This window comes from Streptomyces sp. NPDC046727 (assembly GCF_040645635.1).
Taxonomy (GTDB): domain Bacteria; phylum Actinomycetota; class Actinomycetes; order Streptomycetales; family Streptomycetaceae; genus Streptomyces.
In genome coordinates this window covers 1-10,820 of sequence record NZ_JBEYYR010000075.1, presented here as the reverse complement: position 1 = coordinate 10,820, position 10,820 = coordinate 1, and the positions used below count along the sequence as shown (strand labels likewise).

Sequence of the window (10,820 nt, the reverse complement as noted above, 5' to 3'; positions counted from 1 at the left end):
GCTGGGCGAAGCGGCCGGAGAGCAGGCTCGGTGTCACCCTCGCGGTCCCCGCGGGTTCGCTTCGCTCCAGCCTGGCCGGCGAGTCCGCTGCGCTCCCCCGCCTGACGGTCCTTCCGGCTGCGCCTCCAGGCCCTGGGCCCGCTCACGCGGGCCCAGCTGGCTGTAAGGGGGCGTGCTTCCTTCTCTTTCAGCGAGTGCATGAGCCGGGCCGCGGTCACCCGTATATGACACTCACGGTGCCGTTGCCTCACAAGCACGACCCACGCGCCGTCTTGAGCAAGGAACGCATGCCGGGTCAGCACCCCCCGTATGTAGTTCAGGGCCGCATCCTCGGCCGCCGCCACCGCTTCCGCCTCATCCTGGCCGATGTGATAGGTGCCCACCAGCATCCACCGGTGCAGCCTGAGTTCCACGCCGTCAGGGCGCTCCGTCGTTCGGGTGTCTTCCTCGATGAGGACGTACCACTCGGCAGTCACAGTCGGCGCCTATCTGTCTTCCGAGGTCCGCGGGCCCATCCTTTTTGATGCAGAATACGGACGGCGGAAGCGCCCTCGCGGCTGGAAACCATGCTCCTTGCTGTCCTCTTCGATTGCTGTGCTTCATTCTTTGACGGCGATAGAATCTGGACTGGTGATATACCACCATAGAAGGCATCTGGAGCCGGGATCGTCGTCAGCCATCGAACCTGTCTCCCTCGACGGTCCGTGGTCCCTCGCAGCCGAAGGGAAGTCAATCACCAGTGCCACCAGGTCACTTCGCGAGGTCGCACCGCACAGCAGAAAGCCGGTCGATATGGCAGTGAAGGAACTCCGCCCCCACCAGCGAGAAGCCGTAGACGGGGTACTGCGGGCCCTTGAACTGCCTGCAAGATCTACTATGCCCGAGGGGGGGCTGCGGACGCAGGTGGTCATGGCGACCGGATCGGGTAAGACCCTCGTCGCCGCGCGCAGCGCGGAGGAGCTCCGTGCAGGGCGTGTACTGGTGCTCGTTCCCTCCCTCGATCTGCTCGCCCAGACCAAGACCGCGTGGCGAGAGGGCGGCCGTACGGGCCCGATGGTCGGGGTTTCCTCCCTGCGGGGTGAGGAGGTGTCCTTCCCCAACACCACGGACGTGGCAGAGCTGGTCGACTGGGTGCTGCCGTTCGACAAGGTCACCGTGTTCGCCACCTACGCCTCCCTCGGGCTTGGCACCCTCGAGCGGGCACACAAGGCCGGCCTACCGGGCTGGGACCTGATCGTGGTCGATGAGGCGCACCGGACCTCGGGCCGGATCGGCAAACCATGGGCGGTCGTTCACGACAACACCCGCATCCCCGCCCTGCGCCGCCTGTACATGACCGCCACACCCCGCCTGTGGCAACTCGACGACGACTCCGAGGCTGCGCCGGGGGAGCTGGTGGCGTCGATGGAGGACGCCCCGGACGGCCCCTTCGGCAGCAGGGCGTACACGCTGACCTTGTCGGAGGCGATCGACCGGGGAATCTGTGCCCCCTACCAGGTGGTGTGCGTCGACATCACCGACACCCACCTCCAAGCCGCCCAGCTCCTGGGCGCCGAAGGCCGCTCGGACGAGATCCGCGGGGCCCGGCTCGCCGCGCTCCAGACGGCGCTGCTCAAGGCGTCGTCGGAGGAGAACTTCCGGCGCACGCTCGTCTTCCACCACGTCGTGAAGGAGGCTGAGGCGTTCGCGGCCGGCCTTCCCGACGTCTCCGCGCAGCTGCACGCCGCCGCCCCCGAGCTGTACCCGAAGACGATCTGGGCCAACTGGCTGTGCGGCGAGCACAAGCCCAACCATCGGCGGCGGGTCCTCGGGGAGTTCGCGGCCGGGATCGCCACGGACGGCACGGTGGTGGAGAAGGGCTTCCTGGGCTCGGTGAAGGTGCTGGGCGAGGGTGTCGACACCAAGAACTGTGACAGCGTCTACTGGGCCGACGTGCGCGGCTCCATGCCGGACCTCGTCCAGGCCGTGGGCCGGGCGCTACGGATGCAGCCCGGTGAGGGCAAGGTTGCCTCGCTCGTGGTGCCGGTCCTGCTGGGGCCGGGCGAGACGGCGGACAACATGCTCACCTCGCGGGCCTTCGGCGGGCTGGCGAAGCTGCTGGAGGCGCTCAGGGCGCACGATGCCCGTGTGGTGGAGCAGCTCGCCGAGCAGCAGGCGCCAAGCCGTGTCAGGGGCGTTCAGAGCCGCAGCGGGGGCGAGGGGGACGGGTCCGGCGGCCCGTCGGCGCCCGCTCGCCAGTTGCTGAAGTTCTCCACGCCGCGCGACCCCGCACAGCTGGCGGCGTTCATCAACCTGCGGGTCCTCAACCCCGAGCATGAGCACTGGCGGTGCGGGGTGGAGGCCGCCGTCATCTACGTCCGTGAGTACGGCGACTTGAAGGTGCCGTTCACGTACCGCGTGCCCGGCCGCGACGACCAGGAGGCCGAAGGCGAGGGGTGGCCGGCCTCGCTTGCCGATTTCCCGCTGGGGCAGTGGATCGCCGACGCGCGCCGGTTCTATGCCCGCGGTGCCATGGACGCCGACCGCGTCGAGCAGCTGGACAAGCTGGGCATGGTCTGGAGCCACTTCGACGTCGCGTGGGAGGAAGGTCTCGCGGCGGCGCGTGGGTGGGCGGCAAAGGCGGGCCACCTCCTGGCCCCGTTGGACGCCACCTACCAGGGGTACCGGGTAGGCATCTGGCTGAAGAACGCGCGGGCCGCCGCCCGGAAGGCCGCCGAGATCGAACAGCGGCGTGCCGAAGGACTGCCAGTGGAGTCGTCGACCGGCGCCCTGTCGGACGAGCGCCGCGAACAGCTGGAGGACATCGACCCCGCATGGTGCCCTGCCTGGCCCGTGGAATGGCAGCGCGCGTTCCACCTCACCCGGCTCTACCTGGAGGCCGGCGGCACGCTGCCCATGTCGCCGGGCGAGGTCGTCCGCCAAGGCGAGGACCTTGGCCGGTGGGTGCGCTCGGTCCGCCTCGGCTGGGACAACCTCACCACCGTGCAGCAGTGGATGTGCGAGCACATCCTCGGCATCGAGCCCGCCACCGAGGACGAGAAGCCCAAGCCACGGCGCAGCCAGGCCGACAAGTGGGCGATGAACTACGCGGCCGCCAAGCAGTACTACGAACGCGAAGGGCACCTGCGGGTACCGAGGAAGCACGTCGAACAGATCGTCGTCGGCAGCGGCGAGGACCAGGAGGTCCGGGAGCTTCGGCTTGGTGCATGGATCGGGAATCAGCGGAGCCGGGCCGCCACGCTGTCGCCCGAGCGAGTGGAGCAGCTGTCCGCCATCGGCATGCGCTGGACATGATGGTCACCAGGGATTGGCCGCCCCACCGTCGTCTCTTTGCCCGATGGACCGTACGTGCTGCGTGAGGTAGGGGGTACATCGGGTCGGCCGAGCCCTATGGCCGACCCGGGGCCTTGCGGCGACCGGGAGTCGCCCGGGGCTGCGGTGGGTGAGGTAAGGGGCCAGGCGGCGCGGATCGATTCGAGGTCGTGGGCTTCGCACAGAGAGACGGCGGACCTCGGCGGCAGCCAGAGCGTGGTCGTCTCGAAGGATTCGTAGCGGCGGGCAGGCTAGCTTTTCGCGGAGGCGAGGAACGAGTGGGCCTATCCGGCGGCACGCCAACAGCTACTCAAGTTCGCTGTCCCAGGCCGTCTGTTTACTCACCCATCGCTGAGCGTCCGTGAGGTTCGCGGCAGTATCCACAGTTTTGTACCCCGACCGCGGGGGGGGGACATCCCGGTGGCCCCGAAGGTCCGCACCGGCCAGCAGCGCCGACTCCGGGTGGCCCTGGCCGTCCTCACCATGGGCCTCCCCCGCTGAGCTGATCGCTCAACCGTCACTCCCGTCCGGCGGCGGGGGCGGGGTGGGCGCCAGATACCGAGTGAGGGTGTCGGCGGCCTCGGGGGTGAGGGGGGTGGTGGTGTCAAGGCTCAGGTGTCCTGCCAGGTCGCGGGCGTGCAGACGGGTGGCGGCTTCCAGCAACAGGGCATACGCGTCGGCGGCCGCGCGCGTACGGGCCCGAGCGGTGAGGGCGAGTACGCAGGCGACCAGGGCGGCCGGCCACCACCGGACGGTGAGGGGCAGGTAGAGGAGGGCCCAGGCGGCCAGTGTGGGTCGCGCGGGTGAGGGCCTGGCGGGCGGCGGTGACCTCGCTGCGGGGCCCCTCAGGGAGTGCGAGCCACAGGTGCGGCCATACGGTGGCCAGGTCGAGGCCCTGGTCGCGTTCGATGCGCACCGCCGCCGCGTTGAGGCGGTCACCGCTCCAGGTGGGACGCATGGGTTCTTCGAACGCGATGCGTGTCATGGCGCGTTCTGCGGCCTGCCGGGCGGCGGGATCGGCGGGGTTCCTGCGGGCCAGGGAGCGGATGTCTTCGTCGCGACGCCGGTGCCAGGTTAGGGCGGCGGCGATCCACGCCCGACGCCTGCGGGCCGTGCGCCGGGCGGCGAGTCGGCGGGCAGGGCGTGGCCAGGCGGGCCAGTCGGCAGCCAGCCAGAGCCGTTCCAGCAGGGAGCCGAGGGCCTGCGCGGCAAGTCCCGCCACCGCTGCGCCTGCCAGCACCGCCACCAGCAGTACGACCTGGCCGCCGCCCCTGGTCGCGGCCGAATGGCTGGCCCAGGCGGTGATCCGGTCGGCGACGCGGGACAGGTCGAACGGGTGGGTGTGACCGAGGGCGACGGCGGCGGTGGCGACGGCGAGGTAGAGGGCGCCGGGCAGGACGAGCAGGGACACCCACTTCTCGGCGAGTCTCTTGCCCACCTCCGTCAACAACCCGCCCACCGGGTCAGAGCCGTTTCCTGCGCAGGGCGGCGCCGCTCATCCCACCCTCCGGCACCGGTTCGGTGGCCCGCCGCGGCCACCAGGAACGCGTGCACCGGTCGCCGGGACACAGATACACGTGCTCACCCGGGCTCGGCCTCGCGATTCCGTCCGGCCATATCCCCCGCAGGCCGGATCCGTCGTCGGCGTAGCCGTCCAACCCCCATGGGTCGCCGCCGGCGCCACTTCCGCAGCGACGCCCTGGTACTCACCCACGACGGCATCACCCACCTGGAACTCCCCGGCATCACCGTCCCAACCCTGAACCAGCAGATCATCGCCTTCCACCAAGCACTGGCCACTGCCTCCACGGGCGCGAGCACCGCTCTCCGGCGCGCGGCGCAGGACGACATGACATCAGTCCTGGAATGGCTGTGGGACAACGCGGCAGGACCCGTGCTCGACCTGCTGGACCATCACCGGCGGCCGTCGGCGGAGGCCGACTGGCCGCGGGTGTGGTGGGTGCCGGGTGGAGCGCTGGGGCTGCTGCCGTTGCACGCCGCGGGCCACCACACCGATCCCGCCGACGACGCGTGCCGACGTACCGTCATGGACCGGGTGGTCTCCTCCTACACGCCGACCGTCCGCGCCCTGCGCCACGCCCGCCGCACCAGTGGCGGTCGGGTCGTGTCCCCCGACGCGCTTGCCCGGGGCCTGATCGTCGCCATGCCCACCACTCCGGGCGTGCCCGGCCTCGGCCGCCTTCCTTACGTGGCGGCCGAGGTGGAGCTGTTGCGCCGGCACCTGCCGGGTGCCGTCCTGCTTCGTGAGCCCGACCCCACAAAACCGGACGTACCCGCCACGGACCTGCCCACCAAGGCCGCCGTTCTGCGCCACCTGCCCGACTGTCCGATCGCGCACTTCGCCTGCCACGGCGCCAGCCACCCCGCCGACCCCTCCCGGAGCCTGCTCCTGCTCCACGACCACGCGTCCGACCCGTTCACCGTCGCCGGTCTCGCCCCCGTCCGCCTCGACCACGCCCAGCTGGCCTACCTGTCGGCCTGTCGCACCGCGTCCGTCAGCAATGCCGAATTGCTCGAAGAGTCCATCCACCTGACCTCCGCCTTCCAACTCGCCGGGTTCCCCCATGTGGTGGGCACCCTGTGGGAGATCAGGGACCAGACCGCCGCCGCCGTCGCCGACGCCTTCTACGCCCACCTGCGCACCCCCACCGGAGCACTGGACACCGGCCGTTCGGCCTGGGCACTCCACCAGGCGGTACGCGACCTGCGCGACGGCCACGACCTGCCGGGCACGCTGGACCGCGCGAAAGTCCCCTTCCTGTGGGCCGCTTACCTCCACACCGGCGCCTGAACGCCCGAGGCTTCGCCGGTGCGTACGAACGGTGACAGCCCCGCTGCAGGAGATATGACCCAGGTCACAGATCCCGCGCCCCCGCCTTGGTGACCTCACCCGATGGCGTACGCGCTCCTTCCCCCCAAGAGCGTTCGCGGCGCGCCCCCCCGGTGAACCGTGAATGCGCCCCGGGGATCGGCCTCTCATCGCCTGGCAGCGGCCACCCGCGTGTCCACCGCTCTGCACGTCCTCACCGATCCCGGCTGGTGGGAGGCGGTGGAGACGGTGCCCCGGCACCGTTTCGTGCCCGGCTTCTATCCGCCCGCCGACGAGCAGGGGCTGACGGTGTGGGAGCCGGTCACTGCCGAGACCGACTGCGGCCGTTGGCTGGCCGCTGCCTGCTCCGACACCACGCTGATCACCCAGTTCGACGGCGACGAACCGGACTGGAAGGCCCCGCAGGTGCGGCACGGCGGGGCACCGACCTCCTCGTCCACTCTGCGGTCGCTGATGGTGCGGATGTGGGCCGATGCCGACGTGCAGGAAGGGCACACGGTGTTGGAGATCGGCAGCGGTCTGCGGGCGGATGCTGCGGGCCATTGCTCCAGTCCCGCCGGGGCGCCCTGGTCCAGGCCCGGTTCCCCGACCTGGTCCGTGCCTCCGCGTCCCTGCCCGACGGCCTGGTGCTCGACGGCGAGCTGGTGGTGGGGCCGGCGAGCAGTTGTCGTTCGAGGCGTTGCAGCGGCGCGCGGCCTCCGCAGGGCGCAGGGCCGACTGGCTCGCCGAGGAGCTGCCCGCGCACTTCGTCGTCTTCGATGTCCTCCAGGCCGGCGGCGAGGTGCTGCTGAAGCAGCCGTACGCCGCGCGGCGCGCACGGCTGGAGGAACTGCTCGCCGAGTACGCCCTCGCCCCGCCGTGGCTGCTGTGCCGGGCTACGGACGATGTGCAGGTCGCGCAGGAGTGGCCGGCGACGTGGACGCAGCAGCCCGGGGTCGAGGGACTCGTGATCAAGGGCCGGGAGCAGCGCTATCTGCCCGGGGTGCGCGGCTGGTACAAGGTCCGGAGCCGGGACACCACCGAGGCCGTCATCGGTGCGGTCACCGGAGCGCTCGCCCGTCCCCGGAGTCTGCTGCTGGGCCGGTACGACACGGCCGGCGCACTGCGGCCGGTGGCCCGCAGTACGCCGCTGCGCCCCGAGACAACCCGCAGTCTGGCCGGACAGCTCACCGCGGCCGGACCAGGACACCCCTGGCAGGACGTACGGTTCACCGCGTCGTGGGGCTCACACACCCCGCTGGAGGTGGTGTTGGTCGAGCCTCGCCTGGTGGCCGAGATCGACGTGGACACCGCCCAGGACCTGGGAGTCTGGCACCACCCGGTCCGGCTCGTCCGGCTCCGCGACGACATGCTCCCCGGCGACGTCGCCGCGTTCGGCGAGGGCGCGACACCGGCAGCCGGGTGACAGCCAGCCGTCCGAACGACGCCTCGGCCCAGCCGGAGGCTCTGTCGGTAGCAGTGGGGCGTTCAGTTTGCTGAACACCCGTGCAAGGTCATCGTTTGATGCGTCCGCGGATGGCGAGGGCTCCGAGGGCGAGGAGGGTGGGTTCGAGGAGGCGGGAGGCCATCTCGATGTAGGTGCCGGCGATGGTGAGGTTCTGTCCGCTGGAGCGGAACACGACGGAGTTGACGGCGACACGGGCGGCTTTCTCCGCGCGGGCCCATGTCATGCGCTGTGTCCAGCCGCCGTGCAGGGCGGGGTCGGGGGTGCTGGTGTCGAGGCTGATCCTGCTGCCCTTGAGGGTTCCGGTGGTGGCGGGGTCGGGATCGTGGGTGGGCAGGCCGGCGCCCATGAGGAGGAGCACGGTCACTGTCATGGCGGCGAGCAGCCAGGTGAAGGCGCGGGAGGCGCGCAGGCCGTAGCCGGACAGCAGCCAGTACCCCCACAGCAGGCGGCGTTCGCCCTTCGTGGTGCCGGTCGTGTCGTGGCGGCGCATCTCGCATTCGCCGTAGTAGAAGTCGGCGGCGCCGGGTTCGTTCTTGCCGTCCTCGAACGCTTTGCGCAGCTGCCGGTACAGAGCGGCGACGTCTTCCGGGTCGGGCGTGCGGGCGGGGTCGGGGTGGTGCGGTCCAGGGCGCCACAGACGGGGATCCGGTGCCGCGCCCGCCGTGGGAACGGGCTGGCCGGCCATGTGGGCGCGCCAGTGGTGCTCCTCGGCAAGGACACGCCGGCGGGTGAAGCGGAGCGGTCCGATGCCGCGGCGGTGCCAGCCGGTGGGGGCGTCGGCGAAGGTGGTGCGGCCTTCCAGGCGGATCTGGTCGAGGTGGAAGGCCCCGGAGAACAGGCAGTCGGTCAGGTCGATGTCGGTCAGCACCAGGTGCGCGGCATCCACGCCCTGAACCGAGAGGACCCGTACCCGGTCAGGGACGCGCGGCTGCGGACCGGGGCCTTGCAGCAGGTCCTCGCTCACAGCCCTGCCGGCGTGAGTGAAGGGGGTGGGGTGGGCGGCGACCGCGGCGGGGGCGGTCAGGACCGCATGACTGAGGTCCACCGCCGCGTACCGCACGCGCATGGTCGCCGTCGACTCCCACCGCGTCCGCTCACAGACCACTTTCGCCGCGGCTATCTCCAACGTCACCGGCAGCACAAACACCGACCCCGACAAGACCACCTCCTCCGCACACACCAGCGGCCCCAACACCGACACACCCTCAAACCGCGCGTTCTCGAACAGGGCAAGGTCGGAGATTTGCGCATGGCGGAACCAGGCGGGGCCGGAGAACTGCGCCCCGTTGAAAAGGGTGGGGCCAGTGAATCGCGCCTCGTCGAACCAGACGGGGCCGGAGAACTGTGCCCCGTCGAACCAGGTGGTGTCGGAGAACTGCGCCCCGTCGAAGTGAGCGGAGGCGGAGAATCGCGCCTCGCTGAACCAGGCGGGGCCGGAGAACTGCGCCCCCTCGAACTGGGCGTACCCGGAGAACTGCGCCTCACCGAACTGGGCGAAACCGGAGAACTGCGCCCCACTGAAGTGGGCGAAACCGGAGAACTGGGCCCCCTCAAACTGGGCGCGGCCAAAGGTGGGTTTGCCAGTGGTGGGGTCTGTAAGGGCGCGGAGAAGGGCTTCCAGCAGCTCTTGAGTGAAGGGAGTGCCGCTGTGATCAATGTCGGCACCGGGGGCCAGGCCGGTCAGGTAGGCGGTGCGGTCGGTGTCGGTGAGGTGGGCCAAACATGCGGCGTGGCCGGAAACGTGAATGCCGCGGCAGCCGACCGGGTCGGTGACCGGGTCCCCGCCGTGCCCGCAGTGCGGCCAGGAGGGCGGTAAGGGCGTGCTCATGGTGAGGCGGCTCCATGGGTGAGTTCCGGTACGACGGGATGGACGCTTTGCCGGACCGGGTTGGTTCGGGCCCGGCCCGGCCGTGCGAGGACGTACCCGCGTGGGCGGGCGCAGCCAGATCGCATGGCTCGGGCGCCGGTGCCGAGAGCGGGGCCGAGTACCGGGCGGCGATGTAGTCGATGCCGGTCAGCTCGACGTCCAGGTTGTGGGCGCGGGTGCCGCGCTCGCGGAAGTACAGCTCGCCGGCGGCCTCGGCCAGGACCTCGTTGGGGGACTTTGCGGAACGGCTCCCCTGCGCGTCCAGCAAACGTCCCGCCCGCTCGGGAGGCAGGTGGAGGGTGAGCAGCCGTTCCCGGGATTCGTCGGTGGTGCCGTCCGGTGCCCGGTAGCCGAAGGTGGCGCGGAACTCCACGGTGATGCCGGTCTGGGCGGCCGCGCGGCGGGCGTGTTCGCGGACCCGGGGCTGCCAGCGGGAGCGGACGGCGTCGCTGATGCGGTCCTGGATGGCGTTGGGCGGGTGTTTGCGGGCGCCGCGGCGGTAGCGGTTGACCGAGTCCGCGGTGACGCCGAGTTCGGCGGCCACCGCGCGGGCGCTGCCGAGTTTCCTGATCAGGTAGTTGATCTGGCCCTTGAGGGTGCGGGGCGGGTCGGTGGTGAACACCTCGCGGCCGGCGCGTTCCAGAGCCTGGTCGATCAGGGCGTCGTCGTCGGCGGCCACTGGGTGATCTGGCCGTCGCGGGCGTGTGCGGGGTGTCCAGGGGCATCGTGGACACCCGCGCACGGACCCCGTCAGCTGCGGGACCTCGCCGTACCGTGGCGGCTGTGGCACCCCATCGACCCCACTCGCCCCGACGCCATCCTGGCCGACCTGGCGGCCCTGGCTCCACGCACGGTGGTGTGGCTGAACGAGGCTCAGGAATACCTGGCGCACGACCGCAGTCAGCGTCGGACTCGTCCCGCACGGAGCGCCACGGGTTCGGCCGGCCGCCGGGGTACTGCCGTGAGCGGGAGCGGCACCGGAGGGGCGGCGGCTTCGGTGACGGGTACAGCGCCGCGCGCAGCCGGGCCGCGTCGGCGAGCTGCTCCAGGCGCTCGCGTTGCTCCGGCGAGAGGTGCGGCGGGGTCGGGTGGACCATCGGGGCCTCCGTGCTTGGGTGGGTTCGCTCCCCTGCACCTTCGCTGTCTGCGTCGCCTGCGGGGGCGCTCGCGCGGCCCACGTCCCGACAGGCGCTCCGGCGACTTCGCCCGTCGTCCCGTGAGACGGGCACGAGGTCCGGGCCCCCGGAGGACGCGAACGCGCCGGCGCCCCCGGCCAAAATGGGAGGGGGCGGCCGGGGAGTGACCGGGGGGCGGGGGGGGGGCCAACATAGCCGGGCGGGGGA

General features: G+C 71.3%; 7 protein-coding genes and 1 pseudogene. 4 read left to right on the top strand and 4 right to left on the bottom strand.

Annotated features, from left to right (window positions below; genetic code table 11):
* A partial coding sequence (locus ABZ937_RS42405) for a hypothetical protein (protein WP_361700939.1) occupies positions 1 to 476 on the bottom strand: 476 nt, incomplete at its 3' end.
* Between the two features lie 316 nt (positions 477 to 792).
* On the opposite strand from ABZ937_RS42405, the gene ABZ937_RS42400 reads away from it, so the two are divergent.
* Positions 793 to 3,294, top strand: coding sequence for a Helicase associated domain protein (locus tag ABZ937_RS42400; protein ID WP_361700936.1), 2,502 nt, complete (start codon positions 793 to 795; stop codon positions 3,292 to 3,294).
* Between the two features lie 622 nt (positions 3,295 to 3,916).
* Here the strand turns inward: ABZ937_RS42400 and ABZ937_RS42395 are convergent.
* The gene (locus tag ABZ937_RS42395) at positions 3,917 to 4,750 is read right to left on the bottom strand and encodes a hypothetical protein (protein WP_361700934.1); all 834 of its coding nucleotides are present in this window, start codon (positions 4,748 to 4,750) and stop codon (positions 3,917 to 3,919) included.
* Between the two features lie 225 nt (positions 4,751 to 4,975).
* Between ABZ937_RS42395 and ABZ937_RS42390 the strand changes: the two genes are divergently transcribed.
* The 3 genes and pseudogenes from ABZ937_RS42390 to ABZ937_RS42380 all read left to right on the top strand — a co-directional run bounded on the left by ABZ937_RS42390 (position 4,976) and on the right by ABZ937_RS42380 (position 7,568).
* Positions 4,976 to 6,124, top strand: coding sequence for a CHAT domain-containing protein (locus ABZ937_RS42390; protein WP_361700931.1), 1,149 nt, complete (start codon positions 4,976 to 4,978; stop codon positions 6,122 to 6,124).
* 210 nt (positions 6,125 to 6,334) lie between these two features.
* Positions 6,335 to 6,682, top strand: a pseudogene (locus ABZ937_RS42385) (SAM-dependent methyltransferase); the annotation flags it as partial.
* A gap of 145 nt (positions 6,683 to 6,827) precedes the next feature.
* A complete protein-coding gene (locus ABZ937_RS42380; protein ID WP_361700928.1) occupies positions 6,828 to 7,568 on the top strand; it encodes an ATP-dependent DNA ligase in 741 nt (246 codons plus the stop codon).
* Positions 7,569 to 7,656: 88 nt separating this feature from the next.
* Here ABZ937_RS42380 and ABZ937_RS42375 read toward each other — a convergent pair whose 3' ends face one another.
* Entirely contained in the window at positions 7,657 to 9,330 is a 1,674-nt protein-coding gene (locus tag ABZ937_RS42375; protein ID WP_361700942.1) for a pentapeptide repeat-containing protein, read from the bottom strand.
* Positions 9,263 to 10,156: a hypothetical protein gene (locus ABZ937_RS42370; RefSeq protein ID WP_361700925.1), complete on the bottom strand. Its 894-nt coding sequence runs from the start codon at positions 10,154 to 10,156 to the stop codon at positions 9,263 to 9,265. The genes ABZ937_RS42375 and ABZ937_RS42370 overlap by 68 nt, the downstream gene beginning before the upstream one ends.
* Positions 10,157 to 10,820: the final 664 nt, after the last annotated feature.

Bases quoted from the DNA above. Each gene is read 5' to 3' on its own strand.
- ABZ937_RS42400 (WP_361700936.1), top strand. From the start codon at position 793: ATGGCAGTGAAGGAACTCCGCCCCCACCAGCGAGAAGCCGTAGACGGG.
- ABZ937_RS42390 (WP_361700931.1), top strand. From the start codon at position 4,976: ATGGGTCGCCGCCGGCGCCACTTCCGCAGCGACGCCCTGGTACTCACC.